18 protein-coding genes and 1 pseudogene are annotated in these 15,047 nt (G+C 72.5%); 12 read left to right on the plus strand and 7 right to left on the minus strand.

The genetic code is table 11. The features are described from left to right. Window positions 1-146: 146 nt before the first annotated feature. Window positions 147-737 carry a TetR/AcrR family transcriptional regulator gene (locus tag ACZ6ZR_RS27305; protein WP_465646629.1) on the minus strand — a complete coding sequence of 197 codons (591 nt, stop codon included), beginning with the start codon at window positions 735-737 and terminating at the stop codon, window positions 147-149. A gap of 73 nt (window positions 738-810) precedes the next feature. Between ACZ6ZR_RS27305 and ACZ6ZR_RS27310 the strand changes: the two genes are divergently transcribed. Both ACZ6ZR_RS27310 and ACZ6ZR_RS27315 read left to right on the plus strand, forming a co-directional pair. Beyond that, window positions 811-1,977, plus strand: coding sequence for an FAD-dependent monooxygenase (locus tag ACZ6ZR_RS27310; protein WP_465646630.1), 1,167 nt, complete (start codon window positions 811-813; stop codon window positions 1,975-1,977). A 142-nt stretch (window positions 1,978-2,119) separates the two neighbouring features. Beyond that, window positions 2,120-3,337: a trypsin-like serine peptidase gene (locus ACZ6ZR_RS27315; protein ID WP_465646632.1), complete on the plus strand. Its 1,218-nt coding sequence runs from the start codon at window positions 2,120-2,122 to the stop codon at window positions 3,335-3,337. A 62-nt stretch (window positions 3,338-3,399) separates the two neighbouring features. Here the strand turns inward: ACZ6ZR_RS27315 and ACZ6ZR_RS27320 are convergent, their stop codons facing one another. Continuing rightward, window positions 3,400-3,822 (minus strand): SRPBCC family protein, encoded by a 423-nt coding sequence (locus ACZ6ZR_RS27320; RefSeq protein WP_465646634.1) that lies wholly within the window; start codon window positions 3,820-3,822, stop codon window positions 3,400-3,402. 133 nt (window positions 3,823-3,955) lie between these two features. Between ACZ6ZR_RS27320 and ACZ6ZR_RS27325 the strand changes: the two genes are divergently transcribed. From ACZ6ZR_RS27325 to ACZ6ZR_RS27350, 6 genes are all read left to right on the plus strand, one after another. Further along, entirely contained in the window at window positions 3,956-4,765 is an 810-nt protein-coding gene (locus ACZ6ZR_RS27325) for an ABC transporter ATP-binding protein (protein ID WP_465646635.1), read from the plus strand. 71 nt (window positions 4,766-4,836) lie between these two features. Then, a complete protein-coding gene (locus ACZ6ZR_RS27330) occupies window positions 4,837-4,992 on the plus strand; it encodes a DUF6131 family protein (protein WP_465646637.1) in 156 nt (51 codons plus the stop codon). Window positions 4,993-5,012: 20 nt separating this feature from the next. Then, on the plus strand, window positions 5,013-5,789 hold the full coding sequence (locus ACZ6ZR_RS27335; protein ID WP_465646639.1) for a YhjD/YihY/BrkB family envelope integrity protein: 777 nt from the start codon (window positions 5,013-5,015) through the stop codon (window positions 5,787-5,789). Between the two features lie 533 nt (window positions 5,790-6,322). Next, window positions 6,323-7,093 carry a DUF6426 family protein gene (locus ACZ6ZR_RS27340; protein ID WP_465646641.1) on the plus strand — a complete coding sequence of 257 codons (771 nt, stop codon included), beginning with the start codon at window positions 6,323-6,325 and terminating at the stop codon, window positions 7,091-7,093. Beyond that, complete coding sequence (locus tag ACZ6ZR_RS27345) at window positions 7,093-8,187, plus strand: Fic family protein (protein WP_465646643.1); 1,095 nt, start codon at window positions 7,093-7,095, stop codon at window positions 8,185-8,187. Before ACZ6ZR_RS27340 ends, ACZ6ZR_RS27345 begins: the two co-directional genes overlap by 1 nt. A 314-nt stretch (window positions 8,188-8,501) precedes the next feature. Next, window positions 8,502-8,822, plus strand: a complete 321-nt coding sequence (locus ACZ6ZR_RS27350) for an HAD family hydrolase (RefSeq protein ID WP_465646659.1) — start codon at window positions 8,502-8,504, stop codon at window positions 8,820-8,822. A 16-nt stretch (window positions 8,823-8,838) separates the two neighbouring features. Here the strand turns inward: ACZ6ZR_RS27350 and ACZ6ZR_RS27355 are convergent, their stop codons facing one another. Further along, window positions 8,839-9,387: an LURP-one-related/scramblase family protein gene (locus ACZ6ZR_RS27355; protein ID WP_465646645.1), complete on the minus strand. Its 549-nt coding sequence runs from the start codon at window positions 9,385-9,387 to the stop codon at window positions 8,839-8,841. Between the two features lie 174 nt (window positions 9,388-9,561). Here ACZ6ZR_RS27355 and ACZ6ZR_RS27360 point away from each other — a divergent pair, with 174 nt between their 5' ends. Together ACZ6ZR_RS27360 and ACZ6ZR_RS27365 are read left to right on the plus strand one after the other, a co-directional pair. Beyond that, entirely contained in the window at window positions 9,562-10,251 is a 690-nt protein-coding gene (locus ACZ6ZR_RS27360) for an esterase/lipase family protein (RefSeq protein WP_465646646.1), read from the plus strand. 175 nt (window positions 10,252-10,426) lie between these two features. After that, entirely contained in the window at window positions 10,427-10,573 is a 147-nt protein-coding gene (locus ACZ6ZR_RS27365) for a hypothetical protein (RefSeq protein ID WP_465646662.1), read from the plus strand. 88 nt (window positions 10,574-10,661) lie between these two features. On the opposite strand, the pseudogene ACZ6ZR_RS27370 reads toward ACZ6ZR_RS27365, so the two are convergent. Together ACZ6ZR_RS27370 and ACZ6ZR_RS27375 are read right to left on the minus strand one after the other, a co-directional pair. Next, window positions 10,662-10,829 (minus strand): annotated as a pseudogene (locus tag ACZ6ZR_RS27370) (hypothetical protein); the annotation flags it as partial. 30 nt (window positions 10,830-10,859) lie between these two features. Next, window positions 10,860-10,994 carry a hypothetical protein gene (locus ACZ6ZR_RS27375; protein WP_465646648.1) on the minus strand — a complete coding sequence of 45 codons (135 nt, stop codon included), beginning with the start codon at window positions 10,992-10,994 and terminating at the stop codon, window positions 10,860-10,862. A 109-nt stretch (window positions 10,995-11,103) separates the two neighbouring features. Here ACZ6ZR_RS27375 and ACZ6ZR_RS27380 point away from each other — a divergent pair, with 109 nt between their 5' ends. Continuing rightward, complete coding sequence (locus tag ACZ6ZR_RS27380; protein WP_465646650.1) at window positions 11,104-11,883, plus strand: class I SAM-dependent methyltransferase; 780 nt, start codon at window positions 11,104-11,106, stop codon at window positions 11,881-11,883. 72 nt (window positions 11,884-11,955) lie between these two features. Here ACZ6ZR_RS27380 and ACZ6ZR_RS27385 read toward each other — a convergent pair whose 3' ends face one another. Together ACZ6ZR_RS27385 and ACZ6ZR_RS27390 are read right to left on the minus strand one after the other, a co-directional pair. Beyond that, window positions 11,956-13,170 carry a cation:proton antiporter gene (locus ACZ6ZR_RS27385; protein WP_465646652.1) on the minus strand — a complete coding sequence of 405 codons (1,215 nt, stop codon included), beginning with the start codon at window positions 13,168-13,170 and terminating at the stop codon, window positions 11,956-11,958. Between the two features lie 4 nt (window positions 13,171-13,174). After that, complete coding sequence (locus tag ACZ6ZR_RS27390; RefSeq protein WP_465646661.1) at window positions 13,175-13,645, minus strand: cation:proton antiporter regulatory subunit; 471 nt, start codon at window positions 13,643-13,645, stop codon at window positions 13,175-13,177. Window positions 13,646-14,350: 705 nt separating this feature from the next. On the opposite strand from ACZ6ZR_RS27390, the gene ACZ6ZR_RS27395 reads away from it, so the two are divergent. After that, a complete protein-coding gene (locus tag ACZ6ZR_RS27395) occupies window positions 14,351-14,956 on the plus strand; it encodes a carbonic anhydrase (protein WP_465646653.1) in 606 nt (201 codons plus the stop codon). Window positions 14,957-15,047: the final 91 nt, after the last annotated feature.

Consider the following 15,047-nt stretch of genomic DNA (forward strand, 5'->3'; position numbering starts at 1 on the left):
GGCAACAACGCCTCCTTCGCGTCCACCGACCCCCTCCGGCTCGCCCGCTACGCCGCCGCCCCCAGCGCCGTCCCCGGCGACCAGAACTACTTCAACGGCGCCTACGACCGCCTCCAGGCCCTCGCCAAGGGCTGCCCCCGGCAGGCTCAGGCTCCGTCCAACGACGCGCGGAGCATCTTCCGTACCACGGAGGCGAGTTCGGCCAGGTCCGGGGCCGGGCGGGTGCGGGCGGTGGCGCCGGCGAGGCGGTCGTAGAGGAGGCCGTCGGTCCAGGAGACCAGGAGGTCGGCCGCCGACTCAGGGTGGGCAGCGCCGAGGGAGCGCAGGAGCGTCACCGCCCGGGCCCTGGCCGCGCCGCCGGCCTGTTCCAGTTCGGCCCGCAGTTCCGGCCGCCGGGCGGCCTCCAGGCTGAGCTCGAAGCGGACCAGCTGCCGTTCGCACGCCGCCGTGAGCCAGTGGTGCAGCAGGGCGGCCAGCCCCTCGGCCACCGCGTCCGGGTCCGGTGGCCCGTCCGACTCCCGTTGTCCGGCGTCGAGTTCGGCGAGGTCGAGCTCGGCCAGCCGTCGGTAGCAGGCGCCGATCAGGGCCTCCCGGGTACGGAAGTAGTACGAGGTGCTGCCGGCCGGCAGCCCGGCGGCCGCGTCGACCGCGCGGTGGGTGAGCCCGCGCAGGCCGGCGGAGGCGACGGTGGCGATGGCCGCGTCGGCGATCAGGGTCCGGCGATCAGGGGTGGACATGAGGCCACTCTACAGCTGTAGAGTGGCGACCCAGAAGCCTCTACACCTGTAGAGAACGGAAGGGGGAACCGACATGACGGACCGTCACGCCCTGATCGCCGGAGCGGGCATCGGAGGACTGACCGCGGCGGTGGCGCTGCACCGGCGCGGCTGGCGGGTCACGGTCTGCGAGCGGGCCGCGCAGGTCTCGGCCGTCGGCGCCGGGATCGTGCTCGCCCCGAACGCCCTGCGCGCCCTGGCCACCGTCGGTCTCGGCCCCGCCATGGCCACCGGGCAGCCCCTCTCCGGCGCCGTCGGGCTCCGCGGCCCGGACGGCCGCTGGCTCACCCGCTCCGACACCGACGTCCTCACCGAGCGGTACGGGCTCCCCGCCCGCGCCGTCCACCGTGGCTTCCTGGTCGATGCCCTCGCGGCCGCCCTCCCCGCCGATGCGATCCGCACCGGCACAGCGGTCACGGGAGTCGACCAGGACGGGGACACCGCCGTACTGCACACCGCCGGCGGGGACCTGCGGGCCGAGGTGGTGATCGCGGCCGACGGCATCCGCAGCGCCATCCGGCAGCAGCTCTTCCCCAGCCACTCGGGCCCGCGCCACGCGGGCGAGGCAGGCTGGCGCGCCGTCGTCCCCGGCGACGGGCTCACCATCGGCCAGGCGTCCGAGACTTGGGGCCGCGGCGAACGCTTCGGCATCGTCCCGCTCGCCGACGGCCGGATCTACCTCTACGCCACCGCCACCACCCGGCGCACCTCCCCGCCCACCGACCACCGCACCGACCACCGCACCGAGCTGCTCCGCCGCTTCGGCAGCTGGCACGCCCCGATACCGGCCCTGCTCGACCGTCTCGACCCGGCCGCCATCCTCCACCACGACTTCGACGAACTCACCGTCCCACTACCGAAGTTCCACCACGGCCGGGTGGCCCTGCTCGGCGACGCCGCGCACGCCATGACGCCCAACCTCGGCCAGGGCGGCTGCCAGGCGATCGAGGACGCCGTCGTCCTGGCCCACCTGCTCGACACCGTCCCCGACACCCGCCGCGCCCTGGCCGCCTACTCCGCCGCCCGGCACCGCCGCACCACCACCATCGCCCGCCGCTCCCGCCGGGCCGGCCGGCTCGTCCAGCTCACCAACCCCCTGGCCACCACCCTCCGCGACCTCGCCGTCCGCGCCGCTCCCCCGTCCCTCTCGCTCCGCGCGATGGACGAGCTCTACACCTGGCAGCCCCCGGCCACCGCCTGACGGCCCGTCCGGTCGCCCACGACGGAAGCACTCCGGCCTGGGCGAAGTGCCACCCCGACACCTCCTCGGAGGCCCTCTGGGCGCGACCGCGACCGACTGCTAGCGTCGGTTCGTACCGTAACCCTACCGAGGAGTAAGCCTCATGACGCTCCGTCATGCCCCGCTCCGCCGACGCGCCTCCGCCCTCGCCCTTGCGGTGACCGCGCTGGCCGGTACCACCCTCGCTGCCGCCCCGGCCGCCCAGGCCGCCGCGCCGGTGGAGCTCCGCTACGTACCGCTCGGCGCCGGCTATCCGGCCGCGCTCCAGCAGCAGGCCGCGTACTGGAACCTCAACCGCCTCGCCGCCGCCGCGCTGAACGGTGACGGCTCCGAGGCCGCCGCCCCGGCCGCCGGCTGGGATGACACCGCCAGGCCGTGGGCCGGCGGCGGCCGGATCAGCCGCACCACGGGCAAGTTGGTGATGCGGATGCAGAACGCCGACGGCGCGACCGGCACCGACGCCCTCTCCGCCTGCACCGCCACCGTGGTGCGCAGCGCCAACAAGAGCGTCGTGGTCACCGCCGCCCACTGCCTGCGGATCAACTGGGGCCTCAACGCCCCGCTCGACCTCAACCAGGTCGCCACCAACGCCCTCTTCATACCAGGCTTCCGGGGCGACCACCTGCCCCGGGTGGCGCCGGGCACCGATCTGAACTCCGGCCCGGCCATCGGCCCGGACGTCGCCCCGTACGGCGTCTGGCCGGTCGCCCGGGCCTGGCTGACCGAGGGCTGGGCCGCCCAGGCCAACCACTTCAACAACGACGACATGGCCGCGCTGGTGGTGGACAGCCCGACCGACGCCCGACCGATCGAGGACGTGGTCGGCGGCGGCCAGCCGATCGGCTTCAACCCGCCCCGGCTCACCCCGCGCACCAACTTCGGCTACCCGACCGTCAACTTCAAGAGCTACAGCGGCCCCAACTTCTCCGCCACCGGCGCCGCCGTGATCGACGGCTCCCCGAACGTCAACGGCGTACCCGCCGAGCACCAGCGGATCTACGACGGCCGTTCGCTGTACTTCTCCACCGGCCCGGCCTGGATCAACCACGAGTGGTGGTGGGAGACCAACAGCGACCTGATGGAGTCCCAGCTGAGCCCCGGCTCCAGCGGCGGCCCCTGGTTCAAGGACTTCGACCCGGCCACCGGCGAAGGCCTGCTCACCGGCGTCACCTCGCACTTCGCCGAGTCCGAGGCGGGCGGCCTGGACGTGATCGCCGAGGCCGAGTCCCGCGCCCCCAGCCCCTACTCGGCCGGCACCAACTTCGGCGACCAGGAGCGGGCCGCCTACAACACCGCCCAGTCCGTCACCCCGGGCCTCTGAGAAGCCGCGGACGAAACCCGGACCGTCCGGGCGGGCCACCGTCGGCCGTCCCGGACGGTCCGTCAGGACCCTTGCGTTTCCTCCTCGATGGTCTCCTTGAAGGCCTGGAGGCAGCGGTGGGCGTCGTGGGCGGTGAAGCCCAGCCAGTCGCTGACGTTGTCCAGCACGCCGTGCGGGGTGTGGTCGAGCTGGAGCATCACCCTGGTCCGCCCCGGTTCCAGGGCGTGGAAGGTGACCACTCCGGACGCGTCGGTGCCGTGCGCCGCCTCCCAGGCGATCCGCTCGTCCGGCACCAGCTCGGTGACCGTCGCCTCGGACTCCCGCTGCTCACCGTCCACCACCGTGACCCAGTGCAGGGCCGCCCCGGTCAGCCGCACCGCCTCGACCCCGTGCAGGAAGCGCGGGTACCCGGGGCTCGCCACCCACCGTTCGAACGTGTCCGTCACCGGCGCTTCGACCTCCACCGACTCCGCGATGTGCGACACGAGACACTCCTCTGCTCGGGAACGGTCCGTCCACCCCCGCCTGCCCCCGATCCGCCCGCCCACACACCCACCCACCGTCTCGCTCCGCAGACGCACCACCGCCTGACGGACCGTCGGCCGCTATCGTGCCGGGATGACCACCGTGCCCCGGCCGCCCGTCGTCCTCTCCCTCTCCGAGGTCTCGCTGCACCGCCCCACCTCCGGCCAGGAGGTCATCCTCGACCGGGTCGACTGGACGGTACGGACCGGCCAGCACTGGGCACTGCTCGGCGCCAACGGGGCCGGCAAGACCACCCTGCTGAAGATCGCCGGGGCGGTCACCTTCCCCACCTCCGGCTCCGCCGAGGTGCTCGGCGAGCGCTTCGGCAAGGTCGATCTGCGTCAACTCCGGGCCCGGATCGGCCTGGTGTCGAGTGCCCAGAGCGTCCCGGCGGACGCCACCGCCCACACCGTGGTACTGACCGGCGCCACCGGTACGGTGCAGCCGGTCTGGCAGGCGTACGACGCCGCCACCCGCGAGCGGGCCCACCGGCTGCTCGCCGAGCTGGGCCTCAAGGAACTGACGGACCGTCGCTTCGGGGACTGCTCCAGCGGTCAGCGCGCCCGCGTCCTGATCAGCCGTGCCCTGATGGCCGACCCTTCCCTCCTGCTGCTCGACGAGCCGTTCAACGCCCTCGACCTGCCCTCCCGCGAGGACCTGATCGACGCGCTGCACCTGCTGGCGGACCGTCAGCCCGGCCTCACCACCATCACCGTCACCCACCACCTCGAGGAGCTCCCCCCGAACACCAGCCACGCCCTGCTGCTGCGCGACGGCCGCGTCCTGGCCTCCGGCCCGGTCGCCGGCACCCTCACCGCCGAGCACCTCAGCGCCTGCTTCGGCCGCCCGGTCCAGGTCACCCACGACGACGGCCGCTGGTACGCCCGCTCCGGCCACAGCTGACCCGACCGGGTGACTCGGCGTGTCAGATCCCCACAACCGGGTACACGCGGGAGGTCAGAACGGAGGCAGCCATGATCGTCCTTGGAGTCATCCTCCTCGTCATCGGCTTCGTCACCGGCATCGGGATCCTGTGGTCGATCGGCATCGCGCTGATCCTGATCGGCCTCGTCCTCTGGATCGCCGGTTCCCTCGGGCACGCGGTCGGTGGCCGCAACCACTACTGGTGAGGCGGGGTCCGCGCCAGGTCATGGCCCAGCTGTGGGCGCGCGGTCGTGAGATCGAGCTGCTCCACCGGGCCATGGCCTTCGCCGCGCTCTGCTTCGTCACCCTCGTCCCCCTCCTCATCGTGATCGCCGCCGCCTCGCCCACCCAGGGCAGCGGCATCGCCGACTGGCTGATCGACGGCCTCGGCCTCTCCGGCCGGTCGGCCGACCGGGTGAGCGAGCTCTTCGCCTCGCCCCGCCAGGTGCTCAGCACCACCACCGCCCTCGGCCTGACCGCGCTGGCGCTCTTCGGCATCGGTCTGATGTCGGCGGTCCAGAACGCCTACGAACGCATCTGGGGCCTCCCGGCCGGCGCCTGGCACAACGTCTGGCGGCAGACCGTCGCCTTGGCCGGCCTGATCGGGTACATCCTGGCCGCGGCCTGGAGCGGCGTGCCCTGGCACGACACCGCCGCCCGCGCCGCGCTCCGCTGGTCCACCACCGTCGTGGCGGGGCTCCTGCTGTTCTGGTGGCTCCAGCACTTCCTGCTCAACTCCCGGGTCCCCTGGCGCACCCTGTTCCCCGGTGCCCTCTGCACCGTGGTCGCGCTGACCGGTCTGCGCGTCTTCTCCCGCCTGGTCTTCGCCCCGCTGGTGGTCGACAGCGCCGTCTCCTACGGAGCGGTCGGCACCGTCCTGGTCGTCCAGTCCTGGCTGATCGGCGTCGGCTACACCGTCTACGCCGGCGCCCTGGCCGGCTGGGCGCTGCAGCACTCCCGCCACGACACCCGCCACGACCCCCGGGATCAGGACCCCGCCTGACCGGCAAGGGCACACCGAGGGCCCGAACGATCGGTTCGCTCATCGGATCGCACAGGTGTGGGCACAGCCGCATCAGTTCCGGACAACCACGCGATTCGTGGCGGTGCCGTGCGGTTGGCTCGTCTCTCGTTGGCGTGGTCCCGACAGCCGTTGGCCGGCGCGGGAGCACAGGGCAGGCAGCGAGGAGATCCGGCGGCGGTCCGCGAGCGGGTACGGGCGCGGCTGAGCGCGGCGGTCGGCGCCGACGGCGCGGTACGCAGGCCGTGCACCAGCCCGTTGGCCGACGGCCGCCTCGGCGCCGTCCACCCCCGGACGCGCCCGGCACGGACCGTGACACCCGCCGCACAATGTGAGCGGATATGCAGGCTTGGTGGCTGAAATTCATTCTGGCTAACGCCCGGTGGCTCTGCCAGTATTCCCGCTGCACCACCGAACAACGTAGTGAACTCGGCCGTGGGCGGCCCGCTGACGACCCGTCATGCACCGACCCGCGATGTCCGTCGTCTTGGACGTCTCACCCAGGGAAGAAGACCGTGGAACTCAGGAAATTCGTGGTGGCCGCCACCCTCGGCACCACCGTGCTGACCACCGTGCCCGCACTCGTCGCCCCGCAGGAGGCGGCCGCCGCCTGTTGGGGCCAGTACTACTCCGACTGCACCGACCCGGGCGACGACGACCCGGGCGACTGGGGTGGCGGAGGCGGCGAAGACACGGGCGGAGGCGGCGGAGACACGGGCGGAGGTTGGGACGGCGGCGGATACGACATCACCAACATCAGCTCCGGAGAGGTCGGCGACTGGTTCTCGCCGGAGATTCAGACGGTCTACATCACGGCGCACAGGCAGGAGAACTTCTTCCCCTCCAACGCGAACCAGGATCCCGACTACTACGCGACCAGCGGCTCCGGCGGCACCGGTGGCGGGGGCAGCGGCACCCAGCCGGGCGCGTGGATCTGGAGCCAGGGCCAGACCTGGAACGAGCGGCAGAACTGCTACCGCAACCCGAACGACACGCCAACCAAGATCACCGAGGGCGTCAACTACCAGGTGTCCATCAAGACCAGCGCGAACATCACGGCGAAGGCCTCGGAGGTCCTCAGCGCCACCCTCGGCGCCGAGGTCAACACCCAACTCACCCGCAGCTACAGCCTGGAGACGACGCTCAACCCGGGCCAGTCCTGGGCGCTGAACGTGGAGTACCAGACCGTGACCTACCAGATCACGACCGCGAGCCTCGGCTCGTACACGGTCGAGTACGTCAACGTCACCAAGCCGACCGGCAACGTGTCGTTCACCTCCTGCTGATGCGCGACGGTTCCACCACAACGGCGGTGCGACGGGTCCTCCCCGTCGCACCGCCGCTCGACGCCACCGCCGTCCCACCCGCCGACCGCCAACCGGCCCTCGACGCACTGGCAGAACTCACCACCGCCGTCGGCACCCACCTCGCCAACCCCGACCTCTTCCACCGCCCCCGCTGGCGCCCCAAGCTCCACCTCCAGCGCACCGCCGACATCGCCCCCGCACAGCTGGCCGAACTCCTCGCCGCAGCAGCCGAGAACCGCACCACGGTCGGCCTGCTCGCCGTCCACTCCGTCCGCGCCGAAGTCCGCGAACACCCCGGCCGCCGCCCCTGCTTCACCCCGGACGCCCTCGCCGAACTGCACCGCATGCTCATCGCCGGGGACCCCAACATCACCCACCCTGGCGGCTTCCGCAGGGGGATCTCCACCGTCACCTGGCCCGACAGCGAGAAGTTCACCATCGCTACCGCGCCGGGCGCACAGCTGAAGCAGCGGATCGAGTACTGGCACCACCGGGGCACCCACACCACCGCACCCCCGCTCGACGCCGCCGCACTGGCCATGGCCGGACTGCTGACGATCCATCCGTTCCCGGACGCCAACGGCCGGATGGCCCGCCTGCTCGCCCAGTGCGACCTGGTGGCGGCCGGCCTGCTGCCCGGCCTGCTGCTCGACCTGGAGGCCTGGTCCGAGCACCACCGCGTCGACCACGACACCGCCCTGGTCGCCGCCGCCGACGGCGACCTCACCCGCTGGGGCTCACTCTTCGCCCGTGCGGTCACCGAGACCGCCCGCCACCGCACCGCCACCATCACCGCCTACGGCAGCATTCTGGATGCTGCCATCGCCCAAGTCGCCGACGATCCCGCCGCCGTGGCCGTCCTCACCCACCTCCGCGCCGCCCCCGCCGTCTCGGCCGACTCCCTCCGGGACCTCGTCCCCCGCGACCCCCGACCACCCCTGGACCACCTCCGCACAGCCGGCATCCTCACCGACCACCCCCGCCTCCCAGGAGCACTCCACCACCCCCGCCTCCTCGAACTCCTCGACACCCCCTACCACCCCACCGCCGAAGCCGAAGCGGGGTCCGGGTGACGTCGTCACCGTCGAGGCCGGAGCCCAGTCGCCCTCACCCTCGGCCCGCTGGTCCACTGGTCCGCTCCCGCTCCCTCCGCATCGGTACTGCTGCCGATACAGCATCTACCGGACCCATCTCCTACGCGTCAGGCAATCGCCCGATATCGCCCGATATCGCCCGACCGTTGAGTCGGCCGCAGCCGGATTCGGTGCCTTCACCCCCACACCCGTATCGCACGTCGAACGCCAGCACATGATCGACCGTCAGCTCCAGCGCGCCCGCGACCTTCGCCGAGGCGGCACGCGCGCACTGGTTCGCCCACACCGACCGCATCCAGCCCGTCCCCGGCGCCGAAGCCGCGGCCCGCGCGGCCGCCGAACGCGGCGCCGTCGCCGTGGTCTCCGCCAACTACGGCGACATCGTCCGCCACCGCCTGACCCTGGTCGGCCTGGACGACCTGCCCTGGACCGTGGTCGGCCGCGAGGACGTCGCCCACGCCAAACCCGCCCCCGACGCCTACCTGCACGCCGCCCGCCTCCTCGGGGTCACCCCCGACCGGTGCCTCGCCCACGAGGACACCGACGAGGGGATCACCGCCGCCACCGCCGCCGGCATGCAGGTCATCGACATCCGACACCGACCCTGGCCGTGAGCCGCCTGAGGAAGCGTCACTTCCCCGGGTGCGCCATGGAGTCGATCGCGATGGCGGCGGCCAGGATGGTGGCCCGGTCCACCGTGTCGGAGACGTCCAGGCCGTAGGTGTCCCGCACCCGGAACCACCGCTTCGACACCTCGGCCACCTGGATGCCGTCCTGCTCGATCGTGTACTCGTGATCCACGATGTTCCCCTGCACGGAGAGCTCGGCGCCGCCCTCCTGCTTGATCGTCCAACGCTCCCTCAGCGGACTGATCAGCGCCTTCTTCACCAGCGCGATCCGCTTCCCGTCCGCGTCCTCGATCTCCATCGAGTCCTTGATCCGGAGCGGCCGGCTCTGCACCTTCGCCACCCGCCGCCCGTCCGGCTCCTCGATCGCGTAGGTGCGGCGCATCCGCAGCGCCTTCCCGTTCACCTTGTAGGCGTGCTCCCCCGCCGCGTCGTCGATCCAGTAGTCGTCCCCGATCGAGAACATCTTCTCCCGCATCCGGTACCGGGTGACCCCCTTCCCCTCCTCGAACGCGTGGTTGGCCTGACGACGGGCCCGACGGTCCTCGAACATCCCTCGTTCCTCTCCTCGACGATCCGCCCCCTTCCTACCTCCGCCCCGACGCCACCGCGCGCCGTGCTGGCGTTCGAAGGACCGCCCGCAGGAGCAGTGACCGGAGTAGTGACCGGACAACCCTGTCAGGTCCAAGCTGGACGCCCGCCCCCACGGACACCGGAGGACACCACCATGCGCCGCCAGCTCGTGACCACCTTCGCCGCCGCCCTCGCCCTCGCCGCCGCACCCGCCACCGCGGCCACCACGGCCACCGCCGCTTCGGAGGGCGTCACCCCCGTCGTCCTCGTGCACGGCCGGAACGCGGGCCCCGGCGTGTGGGGCGCGGCGACCGCCGCCCTGACCGCGCGCGGCATCCCCGCCGACCGGATCTTCGCCTGGTCGTACGACTCCTCCCGCTCGACCAACGAGGTGCTCGCCGACCAGCTCTCCTCCTACGTCGACCAGGTGCTCCGTCAGACCGGCGCCGCCAAGGTCGACCTGGTCGCGCACAGCCTGGGCAGCCTGCCCACCCGTTGGTACGTCAAGTACGGCGACGGCGGCCGCACCGTACGGAACTGGGTCTCCCTCGGCGGCCCCAACCACGGCACCGGCCTCGCCTGGTTCTGCGCGCTCTGGGACCAGGGCTGCAAGGACATGACCCCGAACTCCTACGTCCTCGGCCACCTCAACGCCGCGCCCGAGGCCCCCGCCCCGGTCCGTTACCGCACGTTCTGGTCCTCCTGCGACGAGCAGATCTCACCTCCGTCCAGCACCGAACTCTCCGGCGCCGTCAACACCCGCACGGCCGCCTGCCTCAAGCACAACGACCTGCTGACGGACCCCGCCGTCCTCGCCCAACTCGCCGCCGCGCTCGCCGGCTGACCCCGCGTCAGGGGCCGGTCGCAGCCGGCCCCTGACGGTGGTCCGGCCGGGCCAGCCGATGCGGATCAGGCCGGCCGTGGGGTTGAGGTTGACGCTCAACTGGCCCGGGGCGATGGAGAGCAGCAGCGGAGCGGCCGTCAGCCTGCTGGTGTCCCGGGTGTAGGTGTAGCGGAACGTGGCGCTGCCACCCGGGGTGGTGACCGTCAGGCCGACCACGCCGGCCGCCGCCACCGTCGGTGCCTTGGCGGTGATCCGGGTGGCGCTGTCCACGGTGAACTGGGTGGCGGGGGTGCCGCCGAAGGAGACGCGGTGGCGGCGCTGAGGTCGGTGCCGCCGCTCACCGGGCCGCGGTCGGGGGCGATGCCGGTGACGGCCGGGGCCACCGGGGCCGTCCCCAGTGCGAACGGGGTAGTCCCTATGCCGACGGTGCGGCTCACCGTGTTGGTGGCAGTGTCGATCACCGAGAGGGTGTTGCTGTCGAAGTTGGTGACGTAGACCTCCGCACCGATCGCCGGCCCGGACGGCGTCCTGGCATCGGGGCGGGCCAAGGATGAACGATGCTGCCCTGTTCCGCCCACTCCCGACCGCCCTGGATCACTCCGGACCGATCACCACGGGAGCTCCGCCAGCAGGCTCCCGGAGGAGATCGGCAGCGCATCCGGGAATGCCCGGCGGAGCTCCGCCACCACCGCCGGGGCACTGCTCCAGACCTCCCAGCGGGTGCTGTCGAACTCCCTGAGCAAAAGCCGCAGTTCACCCTCCCCTCGCCACCGCCGTCCACTCCCCAGCGTATCCGGAGGTCGTCCCCGGGTCTGACGACGGCCCGCGCAGGGCGCGGCTAGCGTGAACCGCATGGATCACGACGAACGATCAGAACACGCCTCGTCGTTCGGCGCCGCCGCCGTGGCGTACGCCGAGCACCGCCCGGACTACGCGCGGGCCGCCGTCCGTTGGGCCCTGGAGGCCGCGCCCGGCGCCCGGGTGCTCGATCTCGGCGCGGGCACCGGCAAGTTGACGGCCACCCTGCTCGCGATGGGCGTGGAGGTGGTGGCCGTGGAGCCGGATCCGGCGATGCTGGCGGAGCTGCGCGGTGGGCTGCCGGACGCGCATGCCCTGGCCGGCAGCGCCGAGGCGATCCCGCTCCCGGACGGCTCCGTCGACGCCGTGCTGGCGGGGAACGCGATGCACTGGTTCGACATGGCCGCGGCCGGCCCGGAGATCGCCCGGGTGCTCACGCCCGGCGGCGTCCTGGCGGGGTTGTGGAACCTGATGGACGACCAGGTCCCGTGGGTGGCGGGCCTCGCCGAGGTGAGCGGCAGCGCGGCGATCGGCCCCCGCGACACCCCCGCCGCCTGGCGCACCGTGACCACCGGCATGCACCTCCCGGAGGACGGGAGCACCGCCCGCTTCGACGGCCCGGAGCAGCGGACCTTCCCGCACGGCCAACTCCGCACCGCCGACTCCCTGGTGGCCACCCTCGCCACCCGCGCGGGGATGATCGTCATGCCGGAGCCGGACCGGTCGGCGGCGCTCACCCGCATCCGCACCTACCTCGCCGCCACCCCGGAGACCGCCGATGGAGAGTTCACCCTCCCCCTCCGCACCGGCGTGCTGCGCACCACCCGCCTCTGAGAAGCCGAGCAGGGGCGCCCAATTCCCGCAAGGAAGTTGGGCGCCCCCGTAGCCTTCGGCAGGGTCCGACCGTCAGGCGACGACCTCTGACTCCTCCCGGAGCCGCTCGGCGTCGACCGTCTCCGCCTTGCGGCGGCGCGCACCGAGCGCCGAGGCGATCGGCTCGGTCCAGCGCGCCGCCAGCGGGCCGATGATGACGAGCAGCAGCACGTACGCGGTGGCCAGCGGTCCGAGCGCGGGCTCGATCCCGGCCGCCACCGCCAACCCCGCGATGACGATGGAGAATTCGCCCCGGGCGACCAGCGCTCCACCCGCCCGCCAACGGCCCCGGGAGGCGATGCCGGCCCGCCGTGCGGCCCACCAGCCGGTGGCGATCTTCGTCAGCGCGGTGACCACCGCCAGCGCGAGCGCCGGGAGCAGCACGGGCGGGATGCTGGCCGGGTCGGTGTTCAGGCCGAAGAAGACGAAGAAGACCGCCGCGAAGAGATCGCGCAGCGGGCTGAGCAGGGTGTGCGCGCCCTCCGCCGCCTCCCCGGAGAGCGCGATGCCGACCAGGAACGCCCCTACCGCCGCCGAGACTTGGAGCTGCTGCGCGACGCCGGCCACCAGCAGGGTGAGGCCGAGCACCACCAGCAGCAGCTTCTCCGGGTCGTCGTGCGAGACGAACCGCGAGATCAGCCGCCCGTACCGCAGCGCGACGAAGAGCACCGCCCCCGCCGTGGCCAGCGCGATGGCGAGCGTGATGCCGCCCGCGACCAGCCCGGCCCCGGCCAGCAGGGCCGTCAGGATCGGAAGGTAGACCGCCATCGCCAGATCCTCCAGCACCAGGATGCTGAGGATGACGGGGGTCTCCCGGTTGCCGAGCCGGCCGAGGTCGCCGAGCACCTTGGCGATGACGCCGGAGGAGGAGATCCAGGTGACGCCGGCCAGCACGGTGGCGGCCACCGGGCCCCAGCCCAGCAGCAGCGCCATCACCGCGCCGGGCAGGGCGTTGAACGCGAAGTCCACGATCCCGGCGGGGTACTGGCTCTTGAGGTTGGTGACCAGATCGGTGGCGGTGTACTCCAGGCCGAGCATCAGCAGGAGCAGGATGACGCCGATCTCGGCGCCGGTGGCGACGAACTCCACGCTGCTGCTGAGCGGCAGCAGCCCGCCGTGGCCGAAGGCCAGTCCGCCGAGCAGGTAGAGCGGGATCGGCGAGAGGCCGTACCGGCCGGCTATTCGGCCGAGCAGTCCGAGGGTCAGGATGATCGCGCCGAGCTCGATGAAGATCGTGGCGGTGTGCAAGCGTTCACTCCCGTCCGAGGATCACTGCGGCGGCGTCGACACCCTCGCGGGTGCCGATCACGATGAGGGTGTCGCCTCCGGCGAGGCGGAAGTCCGGCGTCGGGGAGGGCACGGCGCCGGTACGGCGCAGCACGGCGACGATGGAGACGCCGGTCTCGGTGCGCATCCGGGTGTCGCCGAGCTCGCGGCCGTTCCAGTGCGAGGTGCCGGAGAGTTCGATCCGTTCGGCGACCAGGCCCAGGCCCAGGGTGTGCAGCACGTTGGGGCTGTGGTGGGCGGGCGTCAGGGCGTCGATCAGGGCGGCGGACTCACCCTCCGTCAGGTGGACGGAGAGCGAGCAGGCGTCGGGGTCGTCCCGGCGGTAGGTGTTGAGGGTGCGGGTGCCGTCCCGGTGCGCGATCACCGAGAGGTGCTGATGTTCTCGGGTGGTCAGGTCGTACTGCACGCCGATTCCGGGCAGCGGGGTCGATTGCAGTCGGGGCACGGGCACGGGGGCATCCCTCCGGCAGGGCGCTGATGCGCAGGTCAAGGGGTGGTCCCACAGTCTTTCAGGGGAGCGTCACCGCCCGGAAGGGTCAACGAAAGGTAAAGAGCACATCAAGGCGTGATGTTCAGCACCTTGACCCTCCGTCACCACCCCTGGCCCCGCCCCCGGTACCCCTGCTGTCGGCCGCGCCGGCCTCCCCCGACCCGGCCGTCCGGGACGGCGCGCCGTACGCCGTCCTCTCCGCCTGGATCGAGCGCGGCACCATCGCCGGTCCCGGCGGAGTTCGGCAACTGCCTGCGCACCCCGCGCCTGGTCTACGTGCCGGCCGACCGGGGCGTGCGCCCCCGGAGCGAGTTGCCGCAGCTCACCCTGACCCACCCGCAGGCCGTGAAGGCGGCCCTGGCCGACACGCTGGACCGGATGGTCCGGCGCTGACCGACCACCCCGGGGCCGGTCCGACGGGTCGTCAACTCCCGTTTCGGACCGGCCTTTTCGGCTCTGCGTGAGCCTTCCGCAACGAGTGGCAACAAGATGTTAACCACACGAGCACGGCTCCTCCGCTTCGGAGCACTTTGACCGATACATACTCGTGCTTTACTGAGTCTTGACGCGACGCCAGGTCACCACAGGTCAACCGACCGTGAGCGCCGGCGTTCCTCGGCATGTCCGACGTAGCCGAAGGAGACACCCTCCATGGAACCCCTCATCGACCGCGCCCGTGCCTTCCCCCAGCGCGCCGGCGACGCCGGCCGCGAGCTCACCGGCCTCGCCGCCGGCCAGACCCCGCAGGCGCTCTTCATCACCTGCTCCGACTCCCGCGTGGTCCCCAGCCTGATCACCGGCGCCGACCCCGGCGACCTGTTCGAGCTCCGCACCGCGGGCAACATCGTCCCGGCCCACCGGCACGGCACCACCTCCGGCGAGGCGGCCACCGTCGAGTACGCCGTCGACGTGCTCGGCGTGCGCGACGTCGTGGTCTGCGGCCACTCACACTGCGGCGCGGTCGGAGCGGTGGTCCGCGGCGACGACCTCAGCGTGGTGCCCGCCGTCGACGCCTGGCTACGCACCGCCGACCACCAGGTGCTGCGCTCCGGCGACGAGACCGAGGTCTTCGACCCGACCGTGGCCGGCCCGGTCCAGCGCCACGTGCTGGCGCAGCTCGACCGCCTGCGCGAATACCCGGGCATCAGCCGCCGCCTGACGGAGGGCCGGATCCGGCTGCACGGCTGGTTCTACGAGATCCACACCGGCCTGGTCCTCTCGCACCGCCCGGACAGCGGCCTCTTCCTGCCGCTCTAGTACTGCAACGGTGCTTACCGTGACTGCTGTTGGGTTTGCTCGTTGGACTGTTCATGGGTGGGGACATATCTGACGTCGATGCTCGTCGCTG

It is taken from the genome of Kitasatospora sp. NPDC088742, assembly GCF_055584905.1.